Origin of the sequence: Lutibacter sp. HS1-25, assembly GCF_004121075.1 — a bacterium.
GTDB lineage: Bacteria > Bacteroidota > Bacteroidia > Flavobacteriales > Flavobacteriaceae > Lutibacter.
Map to the genome: position 1 here is coordinate 44,883 of NZ_RHLN01000005.1, position 16,605 is coordinate 61,487.

19 protein-coding genes are annotated in these 16,605 nt (G+C 27.6%); 13 read left to right on the plus strand and 6 right to left on the minus strand.

Annotation, left to right across the window (positions count from 1 at the left end; genetic code table 11):
• The first annotated feature begins 58 nt into the window (after window positions 1-58).
• The 5 genes from EC396_RS03460 (at window position 59) to EC396_RS03480 (ending at window position 5,605) form a co-directional block, all read left to right on the plus strand.
• A complete protein-coding gene (locus EC396_RS03460; RefSeq protein ID WP_129365312.1) occupies window positions 59-538 on the plus strand; it encodes an Lrp/AsnC family transcriptional regulator in 480 nt (159 codons plus the stop codon).
• A gap of 96 nt (window positions 539-634) precedes the next feature.
• A complete protein-coding gene (locus EC396_RS03465; protein WP_129365313.1) occupies window positions 635-2,638 on the plus strand; it encodes a thiamine pyrophosphate-dependent enzyme in 2,004 nt (667 codons plus the stop codon).
• A 73-nt stretch (window positions 2,639-2,711) separates the two neighbouring features.
• Window positions 2,712-3,896 carry a PAS domain-containing sensor histidine kinase gene (locus EC396_RS03470; protein ID WP_129365314.1) on the plus strand — a complete coding sequence of 395 codons (1,185 nt, stop codon included), beginning with the start codon at window positions 2,712-2,714 and terminating at the stop codon, window positions 3,894-3,896.
• Entirely contained in the window at window positions 3,871-4,908 is a 1,038-nt protein-coding gene (locus tag EC396_RS03475) for a response regulator (RefSeq protein WP_129365315.1), read from the plus strand. The genes EC396_RS03470 and EC396_RS03475 overlap by 26 nt, the downstream gene beginning before the upstream one ends.
• A 250-nt stretch (window positions 4,909-5,158) precedes the next feature.
• Window positions 5,159-5,605, plus strand: a complete 447-nt coding sequence (locus EC396_RS03480; RefSeq protein ID WP_129365316.1) for a hypothetical protein — start codon at window positions 5,159-5,161, stop codon at window positions 5,603-5,605.
• 228 nt (window positions 5,606-5,833) lie between these two features.
• Here EC396_RS03480 and EC396_RS03485 read toward each other — a convergent pair whose 3' ends face one another.
• Window positions 5,834-6,526: a pseudouridine synthase gene (locus EC396_RS03485; protein WP_129365317.1), complete on the minus strand. Its 693-nt coding sequence runs from the start codon at window positions 6,524-6,526 to the stop codon at window positions 5,834-5,836.
• Between the two features lie 216 nt (window positions 6,527-6,742).
• Between EC396_RS03485 and EC396_RS03490 the strand changes: the two genes are divergently transcribed.
• From EC396_RS03490 to EC396_RS03505, 4 genes are all read left to right on the plus strand, one after another.
• Window positions 6,743-7,219 carry a lipocalin family protein gene (locus EC396_RS03490; RefSeq protein ID WP_129365318.1) on the plus strand — a complete coding sequence of 159 codons (477 nt, stop codon included), beginning with the start codon at window positions 6,743-6,745 and terminating at the stop codon, window positions 7,217-7,219.
• A 3-nt stretch (window positions 7,220-7,222) separates the two neighbouring features.
• On the plus strand, window positions 7,223-7,933 hold the full coding sequence (locus EC396_RS03495) for an OmpA family protein (protein ID WP_129365319.1): 711 nt from the start codon (window positions 7,223-7,225) through the stop codon (window positions 7,931-7,933).
• Between the two features lie 86 nt (window positions 7,934-8,019).
• Complete coding sequence (locus tag EC396_RS03500) at window positions 8,020-8,787, plus strand: sulfite exporter TauE/SafE family protein (RefSeq protein ID WP_240665625.1); 768 nt, start codon at window positions 8,020-8,022, stop codon at window positions 8,785-8,787.
• Window positions 8,788-8,794: 7 nt separating this feature from the next.
• The gene (locus EC396_RS03505) at window positions 8,795-8,974 is read left to right on the plus strand and encodes a CPXCG motif-containing cysteine-rich protein (RefSeq protein ID WP_129365321.1); all 180 of its coding nucleotides are present in this window, start codon (window positions 8,795-8,797) and stop codon (window positions 8,972-8,974) included.
• A 142-nt stretch (window positions 8,975-9,116) separates the two neighbouring features.
• Here the strand turns inward: EC396_RS03505 and EC396_RS03510 are convergent, their stop codons facing one another.
• On the minus strand, window positions 9,117-9,383 hold the full coding sequence (locus EC396_RS03510) for a hypothetical protein (protein WP_129365322.1): 267 nt from the start codon (window positions 9,381-9,383) through the stop codon (window positions 9,117-9,119).
• A 112-nt stretch (window positions 9,384-9,495) separates the two neighbouring features.
• Complete coding sequence (gene trxA, locus EC396_RS03515) at window positions 9,496-9,789, minus strand: thioredoxin (RefSeq protein WP_129365323.1); 294 nt, start codon at window positions 9,787-9,789, stop codon at window positions 9,496-9,498.
• A 191-nt stretch (window positions 9,790-9,980) separates the two neighbouring features.
• On the opposite strand from trxA, the gene EC396_RS03520 reads away from it, so the two are divergent.
• Both EC396_RS03520 and EC396_RS03525 read left to right on the plus strand, forming a co-directional pair.
• A complete protein-coding gene (locus EC396_RS03520) occupies window positions 9,981-10,583 on the plus strand; it encodes a bifunctional 2-polyprenyl-6-hydroxyphenol methylase/3-demethylubiquinol 3-O-methyltransferase UbiG (RefSeq protein ID WP_129365324.1) in 603 nt (200 codons plus the stop codon).
• A gap of 12 nt (window positions 10,584-10,595) precedes the next feature.
• On the plus strand, window positions 10,596-10,925 hold the full coding sequence (locus tag EC396_RS03525; protein WP_129365325.1) for a Dabb family protein: 330 nt from the start codon (window positions 10,596-10,598) through the stop codon (window positions 10,923-10,925).
• Between the two features lie 453 nt (window positions 10,926-11,378).
• Here EC396_RS03525 and EC396_RS03530 read toward each other — a convergent pair whose 3' ends face one another.
• From EC396_RS03530 to EC396_RS03540, 3 genes are all read right to left on the minus strand, one after another.
• Window positions 11,379-12,014: a carbonic anhydrase family protein gene (locus tag EC396_RS03530; protein ID WP_129365326.1), complete on the minus strand. Its 636-nt coding sequence runs from the start codon at window positions 12,012-12,014 to the stop codon at window positions 11,379-11,381.
• A gap of 12 nt (window positions 12,015-12,026) precedes the next feature.
• Window positions 12,027-13,619 carry a SulP family inorganic anion transporter gene (locus EC396_RS03535; protein WP_129365327.1) on the minus strand — a complete coding sequence of 531 codons (1,593 nt, stop codon included), beginning with the start codon at window positions 13,617-13,619 and terminating at the stop codon, window positions 12,027-12,029.
• Between the two features lie 88 nt (window positions 13,620-13,707).
• Window positions 13,708-14,010: a hypothetical protein gene (locus EC396_RS03540; RefSeq protein ID WP_129365328.1), complete on the minus strand. Its 303-nt coding sequence runs from the start codon at window positions 14,008-14,010 to the stop codon at window positions 13,708-13,710.
• Between the two features lie 254 nt (window positions 14,011-14,264).
• On the opposite strand from EC396_RS03540, the gene EC396_RS03545 reads away from it, so the two are divergent.
• Together EC396_RS03545 and EC396_RS03550 are read left to right on the plus strand one after the other, a co-directional pair.
• Complete coding sequence (locus EC396_RS03545) at window positions 14,265-14,945, plus strand: TetR/AcrR family transcriptional regulator (protein ID WP_129365329.1); 681 nt, start codon at window positions 14,265-14,267, stop codon at window positions 14,943-14,945.
• Window positions 14,935-16,605 carry a peptidase domain-containing ABC transporter gene (locus tag EC396_RS03550; RefSeq protein ID WP_129365330.1) on the plus strand — a complete coding sequence of 557 codons (1,671 nt, stop codon included), beginning with the start codon at window positions 14,935-14,937 and terminating at the stop codon, window positions 16,603-16,605. The genes EC396_RS03545 and EC396_RS03550 overlap by 11 nt, the downstream gene beginning before the upstream one ends.

Consider the following 16,605-nt stretch of genomic DNA (forward strand, 5'->3'; position numbering starts at 1 on the left):
TGTTTGGTTTTCAGTTTTTTTTTATAAATTTGTACGGTATTTTACTAAAAACACATACATGAAAAAATTTGTACTTGATGAAGTTGATCATCAAATATTAGATATTTTAATCGAGAACGCAAGAACTCCTTTTACTGATATAGCTAAACAACTTGTTGTTTCTGCGGGAACCATTCATGTTCGCGTAAAAAAAATGGAAGATGAAGGTATTATTAAAGGTTCAACCCTTACTTTAGATTATGAAAAAATGGGTTACTCATTTATTTCACATGTAGGGATTTATTTGGATAAAACTTCAAAAACAAAGCAAGTTATAAACGATCTAAAAAAGATTCCAAATATCACTGTAGCTTTTATTACTGCAGGAAAATTTAACATTTTTTGTAAAATTAGAGCTCGTGATACAACGCACGCAAAAGAAATTATTTTTGAAATAGACGATATAGATGGTGTTTCTAGAACAGAAACAATGATTTCTTTAGAAGAAAGTATCAATGATAAAACTCGCTTAATGCATTCAATTTTTAGAGAAATATAAATCTTTCTAAAAGTTTCGATATATACAAAACACCTTATCTAATAATTAAATAAGGTGTTTTTTTGGCTCTTTACGTAAAATTTTTTCAAATAAAAGATGGAATCACAAAATTTCAATATTGAACCACTTGTATATAACCGTACAAATTATACAGATATACAACTTGTAAATTTGTATAAATCACTTATAAAACCAAGGCTTATTGAAGAAAAAATGTTGGTTCTTCTGCGTCAGGGTAAAATTTCTAAATGGTTTTCTGGATATGGGCAAGAAGCAATTGCAGTAGGAGTTACAAAAGCGTTGAATTTTGATGAATATATTTTACCAATGCATCGTAATTTGGGCGTTTTTACTTCAAGAGAAATCCCTTTACATCGTCTTTTTTCTCAATGGCAAGGTAAAATGGGTGGTTTTACAAAGGGAAGAGATCGGTCTTTTCATTTTGGCACACAGCAATACAAGATAATTGGAATGATTTCTCATTTAGGACCTCAATTGGGTGTAGCAAATGGTATTGCATTGGGTCATTTATTAAAAAATGAACAAAATGTAACGGCTGTGTTTACTGGTGAAGGAGCCACAAGTGAAGGTGATTTTCACGAAGCCTTAAATATTGCCTCGGTTTGGAATTTGCCTGTTTTGTTTTGTGTTGAAAATAATGGATACGGACTTTCTACACCTGAAAATCAGCAATATAAATGTAAAAATATAGCTGATAAAGGGATTGGATATGGTATGGAAAATTACATTATTGATGGTAATAATATTTTAGAAGTACATTCAAAAATAACTGAAATTGCAAATAGTGTTAGAGAAAATCCCAGACCAGTTTTAATTGAATTTAAAACATTTAGAATGCGTGGTCATGAAGAGGCTAGTGGTACAAAATATGTACCTGCTAATTTATTAGAACAATGGGCTTCTAAAGATCCTATTGATAATTTTCAAGCATTTTTGAAAAAGGAAAATATACTTTCTGAAGAAATGGATCTGTTAATAAAAGAAGAAATTAACATTGAAATTAATGATAATTTAACCATTGCTTTTAATGAAAACGAAATTTCTTCAACAAAAAATATTGAATTAGCGGATGTTTATAAACATGTAAATTTTATTGAAACTAAACCTTCAACAAACAAATCAAATATTAGGTTTGTAGACGCTATCTCTCAGTCACTTGAACAATCTCTCGACAAATATAAAAACCTAATAATAATGGGGCAAGATATTGCATCGTATGGTGGTGTTTTTAAAATTACAGAAGGATTTTTAGACAAATTTGGGAAAGATAGAATTAGAAATACACCGATTTGTGAATCGGGAATTATTGAAGCTGCTTACGGACTTTCCATCAACAATTTTAAATCTGTAGTTGAATTGCAGTTTTCAGATTTTATAAGCTCCGGTTTTAATCCTGTAGTTAATTTATTGGCAAAATCTTATTATAGATGGGGACAACAAGCATCTGTTGTATTGCGAATGCCTTGTGGAGCAGGCGTAGGAGCGGGACCATTTCACAGTCAAACCAATGAGGCTTGGTTTACCAAAACGCCAGGCTTAAAAGTAGTTTACCCTGCATTTCCTTTTGATGCAAAAGGTTTATTGGCAACTGCTATTGAAGATGAAAACCCAGTGTTATTTTTTGAACACAAAGCATTGTATAGATCCGTATATCAAGATGTTCCAAATGATTATTACACCATTCCTTTTGGCAAAGCTTCACTAATTACAGAAGGGTTTGATATTACAATTATTTCATATGGAGCAGGGGTTCACTGGGCTTTAAATGTTATTGAAAAACATTATATCTCAGCCGATTTAATTGATTTAAGAACATTACAACCTTTAGATTTGGAAACCATCTATAGATCGGTTAAAAAAACAGGAAAAGTCTTAGTTTTACAAGAAGACACACTATTTGGAAGTTTGGCTTCTGAAATTTCTGCTTTGATTCATGAAAATTGTTTTACCTATTTAGATGCTCCGGTTGCTAGGGTTGGAAGCTTAGAAACACCCATTCCTTTTGCTAAAAATTTAGAAAAATTGTATTTACCAGTAGATAGATTGTATGATGAAATAATGAAACTACTTAGTTTTTAAATACATTACTGATTAATATCATATGAAAGCGATTGCGTAAGTTCTAAATTTATCAATTGCATATTTATTTTATATGATTTTAAACACAAAAACTTCGTTTTATAAGGTTTGCTTTGATTCCATGCAACTTGGTATCTTGGTTTTTGACCGTAACAAAAACATTGTATTAGCAAACAATCCTTCAGCAAAAATTTTTGGATTTAAGCCAGATATTATTTTAAATATAAAAATTGACGATTTATTTAAAAATACGAATGTTATAAGTGATTTTATAAAAAATCCACAATTAAAAAAATACAAATCCGCTATTGAACTTACTGGATGTAAAAAAAATGGAGATCCCATTTTTGTTGAATTAACCTTTGGTAAGATGGAATATGAAGGAGAATTATATTTCAAAATTTTGTTAAGTGATATTTCTTTAAGAAAAGAAAAAGAAAAGCAAATATCTCATTTAAACGCACATTTAGAAAGTGAATTAGAAATTAGAAATATAGAATTGCAAAAACTAATTGATCAACTTCAAAAATCACTTGACAAAGAAAAGGAGCTAAATAATTTAAAATCAACATTTTTAGCTTTAGCATCTCATGAATTTAAAACACCTTTAAGCGCTATTTTGTCTTCAACTGAATTAATGAGTAAATATGCTGATAATGGCAATCTTGAAAAAAGAAAAGAGCATTTAAGTAAGATTAAACTCATGATTCAACGTCTAAATGGTATGCTTGATGATTTCTTAACCCTTGAAAATATTGAAAAAGGAATTATTCAGCCAGCATATAATTGGTTTAAGTTGAGTTATTTATCAAATCAAATTTCAAAAAATACAATTCCTTTTTTAAAAGATCATCAAGTTTTAAATGTAAAAATTTTAAATGATGAAGAAGTTTATCATGATATTAAAATTATAACTATTATTTTAAATAATTTACTATCCAATTCGATCAAGTATTCTAATAAAAACGGTGTTATTAATGTTAAAATCAGCAGTAAAAAATCTGCGATTATTATTACAGTTGAAGATTATGGAATTGGAATTCCTAAAAGTGAACAAAACTTAATTCTGAATCGTTTTTTTAGAGCAAAAAACGCTATGTATTACCCAGGAACAGGCATTGGATTAAATATTATACAAGGATATATAGCCAATTTAAATGGTGTTATTTCATTCGAAAGTACTGAAAATAAAGGAACTACCTTCAAAATAGAATTACCTAAAATAATTTGCAATGAAAAAAAAGATATTACTAATTGAAGATGATAAAATAGTAAGAGAAAATACTTCTGAAATTTTAGAATTGGCAAATTACGATGTTAAAACTGCTGAAAATGGCAAGAAAGGTATTGAGCTGGCTAAAGCATTTTTACCCGACATTATTATTTGTGATATTTTAATGCCTATTTTAGATGGGTATGGAGTGTTGCAAATCACATCTAAATTACCTGATTTAGAGCATATTCCATTTATTTTTTTAACAGCTAAAACACATCACACTGACTTGCGAAAAGGTATGGAGTTAGGTGCTGATGATTATATAACAAAACCTTTTGAAGAGTCGGAATTGTTAAGAGCTATTGAAATTAGATTGAAAAGGGCAGAAGTATTTGAGCAAAAGTCAGCCAATAAATTAACGGCAACAAGTCCAAAAAGCATTGATAATCTTGAGCAATTTTTACAAAAAAAGAAAGCATTTACATATCAAAAAGGAGAAACTATTTATTGTAATGGGAGTAAAAGCGATGTTCTATTTTTAGTTAAATCAGGCATTGTTAAAACATACAAATACAACGAGTTAGGAAAAGAATACAATACAGGTTACTATGGCGATAAAGAATATTTTGGGTATGTTTCTTTTTTAAATAACACAATGCATTTTGACAATGCAAAAGCCATATCAACAACCCGGTTGTATAAAATTAGTAAAGAAGAAATTTCAGAAATTTTTAATAACAATCATCAAATTCTCTTATCATTTATTCATCTTTTAGCAAATAATTTATCCCACTCTAAAGAGCAATGTTTGTTACTTGCTTATGGATCAGTAAGAGAAAAAACGGCTAGAATGTTACTTTATTTATTAGAAAATTACCCTTCTAAATCAGGATATGAAATTTTTATAGATCGTAATAATTTATCCAATTCTATAGGTGTTGCCAAAGAAACCTTAACCAGAACTTTAAACGATTTTAAAAAAGAAAGTTTTATTGAGATAACCAAGAAAGGTGTTAAAATTTTAAATAAAGAAAAGTTGTTAGAAGTAAAATAACTGTTTAATAGAATGATAACAATCATTAATTAGAGTGACGCGCATCATTGCTTATATTGTAATATACCTGTAATTTAGTTGGTGTAAACATTTGAATGTTTGGTTAAGTTTTAATTGTATAAAGTTTTTAAAAAGAAGATTTAAGATTATTTAAGCGTTAAACACAATAAAGTTTTATAAACCAAATCTTCTATTAGGTCCGAGAAATTAAGTCTTCTTAACTTCTCGGATTTTTAAACAAAAAGATATTATGAAAAAATCAATCTTAACAAGTAAAGAACCCTTATTTGGTAGTTGCATTGAATGTCTATTAGAAAAAACCAAAACATGGTTGTCTGAAATGGATTTTATTAAAGTTGAACAACACTTTTTAAAAGAACTACTTTCTCAGCATATTATAGGTTTGTGTGAAACCGATAATTTTAAAAATGCGAAGCTGTTAATTAATGGAATTGAGCATGAAAGTAAATTAAGCGATGAATTGATAAAAAATATAAAAGAGCATACAGCAAATCTTGTTTTACTACGCGAACATATTTATGTAAATAAAGTAGGTAATTTAAAAGATAACCAAGAATATTTAGAAACTGAAGTCGAAAATTATATTGAAAATTTTAAATATATAAAATCTCAAATTTTTGAACTGGTTTTATACATTATGAAAAAGGATAAAAATCAAAAATTGCTAGCTTCTTAAAAATTGTTATTGTTTAATACCGTTTTTAGATTTAAAATCTTGAAATAAATTGTATGGATATTTTAAATAAAATGAATGATATCGTTATTTTATTTAAAAATATAGCTAAGAATCACAATAATTGAATTAATTTTTTTGGGGTGAAATTAATTGAGTTTAAAAAGATTCTTATTTACAAATCCATTATTGCAATGAAATAAAAAGAAAAAGAATTTGAAAACGGTTTTTTTATGTTTCCCATTTAAACAAGTCCATTATTTTAATCCAATCTACTGGTAAACTTGCCTTTACATTAATTTTTATTGTTGAAATTGGGTGCGTAAAATTTAGTTGGTGCGCATGTAAAAATAAATTACAACAATTAAATTCCTGCTCAAACATACGATTGTGAAAACGATCTCCATATTTATAATCACCAACAATAGGGTGACTTATTTTGTTCATATGAATTCGTAATTGATGCATTCTTCCTGTTTTAGGTGTTAATTTCACCAAGCTATAACGCGAATTTTCGTAAGGATGTACAGCAATATCTAACAGCTTTGTATTTAAAGGTTCGCAATTTGTTTCAGCATCTTTATAAACTTGGGTGTCTGGATTTTTAACTGGAGATGTAATTAATTTAGTTTCTTGAACAAACCCTCTTACAATTCCAAGGTAAATTTTTTCAATTTCATTAGTATTAAACAATTCCTGAAAAATAGCTACATTTTCCTTTTGTTTTGCCAATACCAAAACTCCAGAAGTTTTTCTATCCAATCTGTGTACAGGATAAAAATCATACCCAAACTGTTCATTCAAAAGATCTAATAAAGTAGGTTCTTTGATGTTTCTGGCATAATAAGAGTTATGAATCAAGCTATTATTAGGTTTGTTTACAATTATAATATAATCGTCTTCAAATAAAATTTCAATTTTCATCCTGCAAATATACGAGTAAATGAAGTATTTTGATCATCTAACTTTTTCCTTTATCATTAAAAATACAGCACGCAATGTTCGACAATTTAAGAGATTTTTTTAGCAAATTTTCGAATTTAAATTGTGTAAATTTTAACAAAAAATATTTAATTTTTAATTGATATGATTTCATAGATTTGTATTCAATAACTTCAAAAATTAAAAAAAATAACAGAAATGAAAAAAGTTGTAATATTTGTGTTTTTGGCTTCCATATTTATATCATGTGGAACGTCAAAAGTTGTAAAAGAATCAAAAAAAGTAATTAAAGGCGAATGGCTTTTAAATAACATCACATTTAGTGAATATGGAACTTTTAAAGTAATATTTTTTAATGATGCCTCTAAAAATTGTTTAGAAGGGAGCAATTGGAAATTTATACCAAATAATAATACAGGGAAATATACCGTAACAAATGAAGGGTGTTTACAAGGTGAAAGAAATTTTATTTTTACTATAAAAGAAGTAGATTCTGAAACAGGATTGTATGATTTTATGTTAAAACCAACAAATGAAAAAAATAAATCTGAAGACAATAAAGGTTATAAAATTCATTTAGCTCAATTAACAGAAAATACAATGGTTTGGGAGCAAACAGCTTCTATAGATGGAAAAAATATTAAAATTAACATGAACTTTACAAAAACAAACTAAAATATGAAATCAATTTTTAAAAATATAGCGTTAATTACATTGTCATTAATGGTGGTTGTTAGTTTAACCAATTGTAGTGCCACACAAAATGCAAACAATCAGCAAAAAGGTGCTGTAATTGGTGCTGCAGGTGGTGCAATATTAGGTGCAATTATTGGAAATAACTCGGGTAAAAAAGGTAACGGAGGCGGATTAGGAGCCGTAATTGGTGGGGTAGTTGGAGGAACTGCAGGTGTATTAATTGGTCAAAAAATGGACAAACAGGCTCAAAAAATAGAGGAAGAAATACCAGGAGCCGTTGTAGAAAGAATTGATGACGGAATTGTAATTACTTTTGATGAAAATAGCGGTGTGTATTTTGAAACCAATAAATACAATATCAATACTGCATCTAATACATTATTAACAAAACTGTCTAGTATTTTAAAAGAATATCCTGATACCAATGTATTAGTTGTTGGACATACTGATAGTTCTGGTGATGACGCATATAACATGACACTTTCTAAAAACAGAGCAGAATCTGTAACAAACTTTTTTGTTTCCAAAGGTATAGCTTCTAATCGTTTTACAACCAAGTGGTTTGGTGAAGAACAACCTGTAGCAGACAACACAACACCTGAAGGTAGAGCAAAAAACAGAAGAGTTAACTTAGCAATTATTCCTAATGACAAAATGAAGAATGATGCTAAAATTGAAAGTGGCGAAAACTAATCAACATATTTATCTAAAAAAAAGCTGCTCGATTTATTTCGAGCAGCTTTTTTTATATGTACTTTTATCGGATTAATAATATTGACTTGAGTTATTTTTTAAATTTAATAGAAACATATCATTTAACATTTTTTAGCTTTTTAATTGCATTTTCAGGAGCATTTTTATTGGGTGTTGGCAAAGCAGGAGTGAAGGGTTTGGGTGTTTTAATAGTGCTTCTTATGGCAATTGTATTTGGCGGCAAAACATCTACAGGTGTCTTAATTCCTTTAATGGTAGTGGCAGATATTTTTGCAGTAATATATTATCACAGACATACACAATGGGCATTTTTATTAAAGTTATTGCCAACAATGGTTTTAGGTGTTTTGATAGGTGTGTGGTTAGGTAACGATATTTCTGAAGTTGTTTTTAAAGAATTAATGGCTGTGTTAATTTTAGTTACATTGGTAATTATGATTGTAATGGAACGAAAAAAATCAACTGAAATACCAACTCATTGGGCATTTTCAAGTAGTATGGGTTTGATATCTGGAATTACATCAATGATAGGAAATTTAGCAGGTTCGTTTACAGATATTTATTTTTTAGCAATGCGTTTACCTAAAAACGAATTTATTGGTACAGCTGCGTGGTTGTTTTTTATTATCAATGTTTTTAAATTGCCATTTCACATATTTATATGGAAAACAGTAACTTTTGAAAGTCTTGGTTTAAACCTAATTTTAATACCAGGAATTGTTTTGGGTTTTTTTACAGGTGTAAAAATTGTAAAGCAAATTAACAATAGCACCTACAGAAAATTTATTTTTATAGCTACAGCATTTGGTGCGCTCTTAATTTTATTTAAATAATAAAGTAATGCTTGAACATTTTTTTCAATGCCCATATTGTTGGGATGAAATTTCAATATTGTTAGACACTTCAGTAAATAATCAAACGTATATTGAAGATTGTGAAGTGTGTTGTAATCCTATAGAAATACAGGTTAAATTTGAAAATTTAGAATTAAGTTCTATAAATATTAACCTAATAGATTAATATAAATATTACTATTTTAAAGTATTTTAACTTTAAAACTTATAAAAATCAGCAAAAAAATAAAATATTCCACAGAAATGAAGCATTTTGTTTTTGCTAAATTTACTGTAGAACATTTTAAGATTAAGGAAAATTAAAGTAATTATTTATTCAATAACTCTGATTTAGCTGATATTTTATCATCTGAAAATAACGATAAAGGATTGTATACAGTAAAAATATACTTATCTAAATCCTTTAATTGTTCAGGTTTTGCTTTTTTATAAGCTTCTGCAACAATGTGATTATTAGTAACATTATTAAAAGTAATTTTGTTCTCAGATGTAACAATTACAGCTTCTTTAGTTTTTTCCTGTGAATAGCTTACAGCTCCTATAAGCAACATCATTATAATTAACATTTTTTTCATAAGTCTAATTTAAAAAAAAACTAAAATATTTTTAGTAAAAATTATATTTTTTTTTGTTTATAATTTATAAAATGATAAATAAATATTATTGTTAAAATTTAAAAAGAAGTTATTATATTGATATAGCTTGTTTTAACTGAGAAACTGTTTGCATACCAGATTGTCTCCAAGTTTGCTTTCCGTTTTTAAAAATTATAAAAGTAGGAACACCCTGAACTTGATATTTTGAAGCCAAACTTTGATTGTTATCTACATTAATTTTTATAATACTAATTTTATCTTGTAATTCAGATTTTAATTGTTTTAAAATCGGAGCCATAGATTTACAAGGTCCGCACCAATCAGCATAAAAATCTATTAATACAGGTGTTTCTTGATTGATAATTTCGCTAAAAGATTTTTTCATAATAATATATTTTTACTTTTAAAATTACAAAAACTACAATAATTAGTATGTTAAATATTTTAAAAATAAATACTTAATTACCAATTATTGCATTGATTTAACTTTTAAAACTTTAAATATTAAAGTATAATTATTGAAAGTAAACTGTAAAAGAATTTAATTTGTAATTTGGTATATTTTAAAAATATTATATGAATTTAAAATTGTTAAAAGACGCCATAGACGGAACAGATATTTATATTTTAGATCAAATTTTAAAAGGTAACTTTAAAACAGGAGGGAAGGTATTAGATGCTGGCTGTGGTAATGGAAGAAACTTAAAATGGTTTTATAATACTGATTTTGAAATACATGGAATAGATGTAGATGCCGCTAAAATTGTTTATTGTAAAGAATTATTTAAGTTACAAGAACAAAATTTTAGGATGGTTAGTACTGAAAAAATGCCTTATAAAGATAATTATTTTGATGCTGTAATTTGTAATGCTGTTTTACATTTTGCGCTAAATTTAAATCATTTTTATACAATGTTTGAACAATTATTAAGAGTTTTAAAGCCAGAAGGAATATTATTTATTCGTATGGCTTCAAATTTTGGAATAGCATCTCAAATTGAATTTATTGAAGATGGTATTTATAAACTACCTGATAATTCATCACGTTTTTTATTAACAACTAAAATTATTAATGACATACAAAATAATTACAATTTAGAATTTATAGAGGATTTAAAAACAACAATAGTTCATCAAAAAAGAAGTATGACTACATTAATTATAAAAAAATCGAAATAACACAATATTTATATGGAGAAAACAAATAACATAGAAGAAAAATTTATTCACCTGGTTTATTTTTGGTTAAAGCATCCTGAAAACACAAACGACAGAAAAGCTTTTGAACAAGCTATGCAAAAATTTTTAAATACAACTAAGTTTGCTCACAACAAACATTTTGGAAAACCTGCAGCAACAAAACGACCTGTTGTTGACGATAGTTATACCTATTGTTTAAAAGTTACGTTTAAAGATATTGATGAACATAATAATTATCAAATAGAACCAGCACATAAATTATTTATTGAAGAAGCAAAACCATTATGGGAGCGTGTGCTAATTTACGATTCTGAAATGTAAATAACAGATATACAAGTATTTATAATTTACTATTTAACATAATATAAATTATAATACAAATATACAGTAATTGCTGTATAGCCGTTTTTCAGGCTATTTATACATAATATCAGATATAGTGCCTTTAGGTCTATATTGTCATACAAATCGACTTTAGGAGATTCATGAACTCCTATATAGCAAATAAAATTCACGTGAATAATTATGTTAAAACCAATTTGCGACACGTAAGTTTCTTTTGTAGTTATAATTGTATATTATGCTAAATATCCCAGAAGCATTTTATTTCTATACGATATTCAGTACTTGGGTCTAGAAAATTTTAAATATGCGATTCTAAGGATAGTAACATTCTAACTCAATAACTACATAACAACTTTAATTAATAAAAAAAGCGTACTAATAAAGAATAAATTCAGTTTTAGTACGCTCATAATATTTAAGCTAGTTTATTTAGCAAATAGCTACTTTTCCGTCGGATAACTTATAAATTCCACCCGTAATTTCAATTTCTCCATTTTCTTTCATTTCTCTAAGAATTGGACTTTTTGTTAAAATTCTATCAATAGTTAACATCACATTGTTTTCTATTGTTTTGTTAACAAACTCAGTATTTGACGAATCATGTGGACCACAAACTTCAGATTCAGAAACATTTACAGCTGGTTTAATTTTTTCTACCAGTGATGTTATATTACCCAATTCTACACCATCACATGCGGCTTTTATTGCGCCACAACTTTCGTGTCCTAATACAAAAATCAACTTACTTCCTGCAACTTTACAGGCATACTCCATACTTCCAATAATATCTGTATTTTCAAAATTTCCGGCAACTCTTGCTACAAATATATCTCCAATTGTTTGATCAAATATTGTTTCTACCGGGACTCTTGAATCTATACACGATAAAACGATTGCTTTTGGATATTGACCTTCAATGGTTTGTTTAACCAAAGCATTTGTTTCTACTGTATTTACTTTATTTTCTGCAAAGCGTGTATTTCCTTTTATTAAATCATCTAACACACATTTTGCTGTTAAATTAGTTTGTGTGTATTGGTCTATGGCGTTATTAATATGTTTCATAATTTTTCAATTTTAACTTAAACTTAAACTCGATTTTGGATTTTTACTAAAAAACTCAACAAAACTTGGAGGGTTTTCAACAATTCCCCTCTTAGACACTAACTTAATTTCTATATTTCTTTCTTTAGCTTTGTAAATAAAATCTTCAAGAATCTCTATAATATCGTTATCTAAATACCTTGTTTTAAGCAGGTTAATTTCTAAATATGTTTCATTTGGTAAACGATCTAATTCTTTTAAAATAGCACCTTTGTTAAAAAATGTCACTTCTTCAGCTAAGGTCATTTTAATTTTATGTTTGCCATTGCTATTATCTTCTATATGTAAAAAGTGCGAATTTTGATAACTTTTTAATAAAATAACTACAATTCCAACCAATAAACCTAAACTAATACCAACCAATAAATCGGTAAAAACAATACCAACTACTGTAACAATAAAAGGTACAAACTGTTTCCATCCTAATTTATACATTTGTTTAAATAAGGTTGGTTTGGCCAATTTATATCCAACAATTATTAGGATTGATGCCAATACAGAAAGTGGAATTTTATTTAAAAAGTCTGGTATTAATATCACTGAAACTAACAACAATAAACCGTGTAAAATTGCGCTCATTTTTGATTTACCTCCAGATTGTATATTGGCCGAACTTCTAACAATAACTTGCGTTATTGGCAAACCACCAATTAAACCAGAAACAACATTACCTGTTCCTTGTGCTATTAACTCTCTATTTGTTGGTGTTACATTTTTTTCTGGATCAATTTTATCTGTAGCTTCTACACATAAAAGCGTTTCTAAACTTGCAATTAATGCAATTGTAAAGGCTACAACCCAAACATCTGGATTTGTAATTACTGAAAAGTTTGGAAAACTAAATTGATTGATAAATGAACTAACGTCTTTAGGTATAGGCACATTTACTAAATGCGTTTGTGATATAGAAAGTGCTTCATTAGTTTTGGTAAATAAGTAATAAACAATACCTAATACTACTGCCACTAATGGCCCTTGAATTACTGTAAAAAACTTTGCTTTTTTTGCTAAAATATTATCCCAAAACAAAATTAAAAGCAATGTAATTACACCAATAATTAACGATCCTAATGTTATATTATCAACAATATTAAAAATTGCAGAAAATGTATTTTCTCCAGAAGCTTCTATAAAACTATCAGCTCCTACAGGTTCAAGATCATAGCCAAAGAAATGTGGAATTTGTTTGAAAATAATAATAATTCCAATACCCGTTAGCATTCCTTTAATTACTGATGAAGGAAAATAATATCCAATAACTCCGGCTTTTAAAACACCAAAAACCATTTGAATTATTCCACCTAAAACTAAGGCAACTAAAAAGTTTTCATAACCACCCAATGAGGCTATTGCTGTTAATACAATTGCTGCCAAACCGGCTGCAGGTCCACTCACTCCTACTTTAGATCCACTAAGGGCTCCAACTACTACTCCACCAACAATTCCTGATATTACCCCTGAAAATAATGGAGCGCCACTTGCTAATGCAATACCTAAACACAAAGGTAATGCTACAAAAAACACTACTATACTAGCAGGAAAATCGCTTTTAAGATTTTTAAACATAAAATAAATTTTTTACCACTCTAAACTTGTGTGTTTAGAGCTAAGATTTTAATTTTTTGATACTAATTTTTAATTTTGAAATATAGAATTATGACAAATACTCAGGCGGTTGAGTTTGTACTTTTGGATATTGAGAAATGTAGTTTTTAGTATAAAAACGCATACATTTTTCTTTCTCAACATCAGTGTCAAAATCTGTTATAAAATATGAAGTATAAAGTTTTATTTCTTTTAAATTAACTTCCTCACTATTTTCTTTTTCGTGCTCATTTTCATTCAAATTAAAAAAAACAGAAACATCTGAATTTTTATTTGATAAACCTACAACAGTAGGTATAGCTATAGAAGCTATAAAGATGATTGAGAAAAAAATGGTAATTCGTATTTTCAAAAGCTATAATAATTTATTGTTTTGCAAATATATTAACATAAAACTTAAATAAATATTAAAATTAACCTAAATAGATGTTAAATAATTATTAAATCATCTTTTTTAATGAATTAATCAAATTTTAAATATCAAGTTATCGTAATATAAAAACCCATCATCACTACCCTATTTTTATCAATTCATTTAAAAATTTGTAAATAAAATATGTGTTTTAATAGTATTACTATTATATTTGCGTATAAAATATTTACAAAATGGATAAACTACTATCAAATATTAGAATAGAAATTCCGCAGGGTATTTATTTAAAAGATCCCGAATCTTCATCCCTTGGAAAAAAAATTATTAAAAATAGTATTGTTTTAATTGAAGAAATTGGATTTGAAGATTTTAATTTTAAAAAATTAGGACAATTTATTAATTCCAATGAAAGCTCTATTTACAGGTATTTTGAAAGTAAACACAAACTTTTAATGTATCTTACCTCTTGGTATTGGAGTTGGATAGAATATCAACTTGTTATGGAAACTTATAGTGTAAATAATGCTGAAGAAAAATTACTTAAAGCCATAAATGTAGTTACCAGAACTACTGAGCAAGACAATAAATACAGTCATATTAATGAGGTTTTACTTAATTTAATTATGATAAATGAAAGTTCTAAATCTTTTTTGACTAAAAATGTTGATATAGAAAATAATGAAGGATATTTTTCGCCTTATAAAAGGGTGGTTCAAAGAATTTCAGATATTATTAAAGGGTGTAACAATAGCTATCCATTTCCGCTTAGTTTGGCAAGTACTGTTATTGAAGGAGCCTTGCATCAACAGTTTTTAAAAGTTCATTTTAAGTCTATAACAAATTGTGATAATAACACAAAACCAACAGATTTTTTTACTAATTTAATCCTAAATACATTAAGTAATGGAGCATAAAACATTATCACCTTGGAAACGATTTACAAAGTTGTTAGAATTAGAACGTAAAGATGTTTACCAAATAAGCTATTATGCTATTTTTGAGGGGATTATAGCATTGTCTTTACCTTTAGGAATTCAAGCCATTATTAATTTATTACAAAGCGCCGTTATATCAGCTTCTTGGGTTGTTTTAATTTTATTGGTAACCACTGGTGTTGCTTTTGCAGGTATTTTAAAACTGATGCAAATGCGTATTATTGAAACCATTCAACAACGTATTTTTACCAGAGCTTCGTTTGAGCTAAGTTATCGTTTTCCAAAAATCAAAATGGACGAGTTAAACAATTACTATCTTCCAGAATTGGCCAACCGTTTTTTTGACACTTTAACTATCCAAAAAGGATTGTCTAAAATTTTAATAGATGTACCTTCGGCATTATTGCAAATCATATTTGCATTGATTTTATTGTCATTTTATCACGCATTTTTTATCATTTTTGGCTTATTACTCCTATTATTAATATTCATTATTTTTAAATATACAGCACAAAAAGGATTGGATACAAGTTTAAGTGAATCTAAAAGTAAATATAAAGTAGCGCATTGGCTTCAAGAAGTTGCTCGTGCTGTAATAAGCTTTAAACTCTCTGGAAGAACCAGTTTAGCCTTACAAAAAACAGATATTTTGGTAAATGATTATATAAACTCTCGTGAAAATCACTTTAAAATATTGATTTTTCAGTTTGCACAAATGATTGGGTTTAAAGTTTTAATTACTGCTGGTTTGTTGGTTATTGGTGGGTTTTTAGTATTAGAACAACGTATGAATATTGGTCAATTTGTTGCTGCAGAAATCATTATTCTTTTAGTAATTAATTCTGTCGAAAAATTAATTTTAGGTTTAGAATCATTATATGACGTGTTAACTTCAATTGAAAAATTAGGTCAAATTGTAGACAAGCCAATTGAAGCTCAAAATGGTGAAATAATAGCAGAAAATACCGATTTTACTGTAGAACTTCAAGATTTAACATACACGGTAGCTGAACGAAAAAAACCTATTTTAAATAACATCTCTTTTACTATAAATCCAAAAGACAGAATTTTGTTAAACGGTGAAAGTGGTTCTGGCAAATCTAGTCTTTTTCAACTTCTTTGTGGATTGATAATGCCTTCCTCGGGTCATATTTTTGTCAATAATCTTTCAATAGAAAGTTTATTTATCAATGATTACCGTTCAAAACTAGGAATATCTCTAACTTTAGAAACACCTTTTGAAGGTACTATTAGAGAAAACGTCACCTTTGGAAACAAAGATATTACTGATGAAGCTATTTTTAAAACTTTTGAAGAGTTAGAATTGATAGATTTTTTAAGGCAACAACCCAAAGGTTTAAATACCATTATGAATCCTGAAGGTAAAGAAATTCCATACACTGTTTCTAAAAAAATAATTTTAGCAAGAGCTATTATTAAAAAACCTAAAATGCTGATTTTAGAAAATCCTTTAGATCAATTTCATAAAGATGAAGCTAAAAAAATAACTTCATTCTTAACCGATAGTTCTCAGCCTTGGAGCTTAATTGTAATTAGCAATAATGAAAACTGGAAACTTAATTGTAACAAACAAATTACAATTAAAAATGGGGCTATTATTAATGTTGATAAAATTTAG

Coding starts and splice junctions, on each gene's coding strand:
- EC396_RS03460 (WP_129365312.1), top strand. CDS start 59: ATGAAAAAATTTGTACTTGATGAAGTTGATCATCAAATATTAGATATT.
- EC396_RS03465 (WP_129365313.1), top strand. CDS start 635: ATGGAATCACAAAATTTCAATATTGAACCACTTGTATATAACCGTACA.
- EC396_RS03470 (WP_129365314.1), top strand. CDS start 2,712: ATGATTTTAAACACAAAAACTTCGTTTTATAAGGTTTGCTTTGATTCC.
- EC396_RS03475 (WP_129365315.1), top strand. CDS start 3,871: ATGAAAAAAAAGATATTACTAATTGAAGATGATAAAATAGTAAGAGAA.
- EC396_RS03480 (WP_129365316.1), top strand. CDS start 5,159: ATGAAAAAATCAATCTTAACAAGTAAAGAACCCTTATTTGGTAGTTGC.
- EC396_RS03485 (WP_129365317.1), bottom strand. CDS start 6,526: ATGAAAATTGAAATTTTATTTGAAGACGATTATATTATAATTGTAAAC.
- EC396_RS03490 (WP_129365318.1), top strand. CDS start 6,743: ATGAAAAAAGTTGTAATATTTGTGTTTTTGGCTTCCATATTTATATCA.
- EC396_RS03495 (WP_129365319.1), top strand. CDS start 7,223: ATGAAATCAATTTTTAAAAATATAGCGTTAATTACATTGTCATTAATG.
- EC396_RS03505 (WP_129365321.1), top strand. CDS start 8,795: ATGCTTGAACATTTTTTTCAATGCCCATATTGTTGGGATGAAATTTCA.
- EC396_RS03510 (WP_129365322.1), bottom strand. CDS start 9,383: ATGAAAAAAATGTTAATTATAATGATGTTGCTTATAGGAGCTGTAAGC.
- trxA (WP_129365323.1), bottom strand. CDS start 9,789: ATGAAAAAATCTTTTAGCGAAATTATCAATCAAGAAACACCTGTATTA.
- EC396_RS03520 (WP_129365324.1), top strand. CDS start 9,981: ATGAATTTAAAATTGTTAAAAGACGCCATAGACGGAACAGATATTTAT.
- EC396_RS03525 (WP_129365325.1), top strand. CDS start 10,596: ATGGAGAAAACAAATAACATAGAAGAAAAATTTATTCACCTGGTTTAT.
- EC396_RS03530 (WP_129365326.1), bottom strand. CDS start 12,014: ATGAAACATATTAATAACGCCATAGACCAATACACACAAACTAATTTA.
- EC396_RS03535 (WP_129365327.1), bottom strand. CDS start 13,619: ATGTTTAAAAATCTTAAAAGCGATTTTCCTGCTAGTATAGTAGTGTTT.
- EC396_RS03545 (WP_129365329.1), top strand. CDS start 14,265: ATGGATAAACTACTATCAAATATTAGAATAGAAATTCCGCAGGGTATT.
- EC396_RS03550 (WP_129365330.1), top strand. CDS start 14,935: ATGGAGCATAAAACATTATCACCTTGGAAACGATTTACAAAGTTGTTA.